General features: G+C 53.6%; 3 protein-coding genes and 1 pseudogene. 2 read left to right on the top strand and 2 right to left on the bottom strand.

Features of this window, described 5'->3' with window-relative positions; all coding sequences use genetic code 11:
- Nucleotides 1-250 (top strand): annotated as a pseudogene (locus ACR3FF_RS26825) (hypothetical protein); the annotation flags it as partial.
- Here the strand turns inward: ACR3FF_RS26825 and ACR3FF_RS26820 are convergent.
- Nucleotides 195-668, bottom strand: coding sequence for a cupin domain-containing protein (locus ACR3FF_RS26820; protein ID WP_458191119.1), 474 nt, complete (start codon nucleotides 666-668; stop codon nucleotides 195-197). The pseudogene ACR3FF_RS26825 and the gene ACR3FF_RS26820 overlap by 56 nt on opposite strands.
- A 325-nt stretch (nucleotides 669-993) precedes the next feature.
- Nucleotides 994-1,371: a DUF7344 domain-containing protein gene (locus ACR3FF_RS26815; protein ID WP_458191118.1), complete on the bottom strand. Its 378-nt coding sequence runs from the start codon at nucleotides 1,369-1,371 to the stop codon at nucleotides 994-996.
- A 278-nt stretch (nucleotides 1,372-1,649) separates the two neighbouring features.
- Here ACR3FF_RS26815 and ACR3FF_RS26810 point away from each other — a divergent pair, with 278 nt between their 5' ends.
- Entirely contained in the window at nucleotides 1,650-1,928 is a 279-nt protein-coding gene (locus ACR3FF_RS26810; RefSeq protein WP_458191117.1) for a hypothetical protein, read from the top strand.
- The last annotated feature ends 132 nt before the right edge of the window (nucleotides 1,929-2,060 follow it).

Genomic DNA, 2,060 nt, shown 5'->3' with positions numbered 1-2,060 from the left:
GCACAGGGAGCAGACACCGTTGCAGAAGGCCCACAACGCACGAATGAACGATGACTACAACCAGCGCTGGATGAGTGAAACCGGCTTCTCGCAGTTGAAGCAAGACGACGGCGAGAAGCCTCCTTGTACTCGTCGCGGTTGGTCGCATCCAGTCCGAAGAATCCGTGGGTCACGACGTCCTCATCGTCCTTCGCTCATTCGGCGTCGCCTTCGCCACCGATGGTCACGACGTTCGATTCGAACGGCATGAGCGGTTTCTCGAACGTGGCGGTTAGCTCGTTGTTTGGGAAGAACCCGATGACTCGGGCGATTTCGTCGCCGACGTTCTGGAGGCCGTGTGGGGCCATCTTGGGAACGACAGCACATTCACCCGCCGAGAGCTCGACCGACTCGTCGTTGACAAACGCTTTAACTCTCCCGGCAGTTACGACGAGGAGTTCCTCGTTGCTATCCCGGTGGGTCGGGAGATAGTTTCCAGGTTCAATCTCGATGCAAACAATCATCAAGTCTTCCGGGGAAATCTCGTCAGCGTTCGGTGTGCCAGGTGAGAGCGGGAAGTACCCGCGTAGCTGAGCGTGTTCGTCCCCTTCCTGCCAGACGTCAGCTCCGTCGAACTTGTAGAGTTCTACCGACTGGGTGTCAGGCTTTGAGTGTGTTTCTGCGGTCATATTGTACCTCTCTTTGTTTTGTGCTCGTTTCGGGAGTGTTTGCCGCGCCTCGCGGCTTACCCCCAGCAAGAACAAGTACGACTGCTGAATACATGTAGGCACCTAGTGGAATTTGGTGAACGAGCGATGCATTTGCAGCGACTGAAGACGCTTCATCGGACGCAACGATAATGATTTTGCACAGCCTACATTCAGACGATGTGACTACTGCGCTCGAAGACGTCCGATACCTTTCTGATTCGGAGCATCGTGTGCCGTTTACGCCGGGGAGGATGTCACCGTATGACGAAGTGGAGAGAACCGACAAACTAGTAGCCGAACCGCATTATTCCTGTAGTGAGGCTTCCTGTTCCTCAGTCGAAACCGTCACCAACATTTTCTCGAGCAGCGCATCGACCTGCGGTGGAGCTGTATAGGCGGCTTGCTGATCAGAGTGGTCATACTCGATCATTCCTGCATCAGCGAGTTTCGGGAGGTGGATATGATGCACCGCAATCTCTGTGTCCACGTCTCTCTCCGACGGTTCCCAGCCGTCACCCTCTGTGAGCTCAGCCACTAACGCAGAGATCGGCATGGGAGCCTCTGTGTCGCGAAGAGACTGGAGGAGAACCCGACGCCGGTGATCAGCAAGCAGCTTGTATAAGAGGGTAAGCTGTCCCATTGTGGTGCTTCGATCGCCAATCGCGTGTCTATCCTCGTGCATACTCGTACCTCGATTGGCCACACATATAGTCATTTTTATAATTATATTGTTGAATTGTGAAATACACACGGAGAGGCGCGATTTATTGTTCTGTAACAGAGTCACTGTACAATATCCGCACTACTTGTCTCTAATACTGCGAATTGCGCAATCGGGTGGGGTGGAGATTAGCTCTCACGCTGCTCATCGGCAACCGCTTCACTGAAATGGAAATGGTCGAATGGCTGCAGATGCCGCTCACGCATGATCTCGGAACTCTCGATCGTGATCCCTGACTCGTGGAGCGTATCCGTGATGCGCGTGATCTCTTCCGTACTCGTTCCAACGACTTCGACGTAGATATTCCATTTGCCGACAAGCATCTCGCGCACATCGATTACGCCCTGCACAGCAAGTATTTTCTGGACAAATTCGGATTGTTTGGTTGTGGGCGCGGTACACACGAACAGCACACGAAGCGGGAGATTCGCCGCTTTATAGTCGATCTCGGGATGATAGCCTTCAATGATACCATCGTCTTCGAGCGCTTCGATCCAGTTCCGGACGGTACTCGCTGAAGTACCTACTGTTTCGAGCGTGTCATAGAATCCATCTCATAGCTTTTCGCAGCCCGGGTCGTTTCCTCGCTCGTAGTTGGTGATTGCAACCACGAGTCGGAGACAGAGCGCAACGAACACTTCTGTTCGTGC

Source organism: Haladaptatus ordinarius (genome assembly GCF_054177595.1).
This window is presented reverse-complemented; position numbering and strand designations above follow the sequence as displayed.

Bases quoted from the DNA above. Each gene is read 5' to 3' on its own strand.
- ACR3FF_RS26815 (WP_458191118.1), bottom strand. From the start codon at position 1,371: ATGCACGAGGATAGACACGCGATTGGCGATCGAAGCACCACAATGGGA.
- ACR3FF_RS26820 (WP_458191119.1), bottom strand. From the start codon at position 668: ATGACCGCAGAAACACACTCAAAGCCTGACACCCAGTCGGTAGAACTC.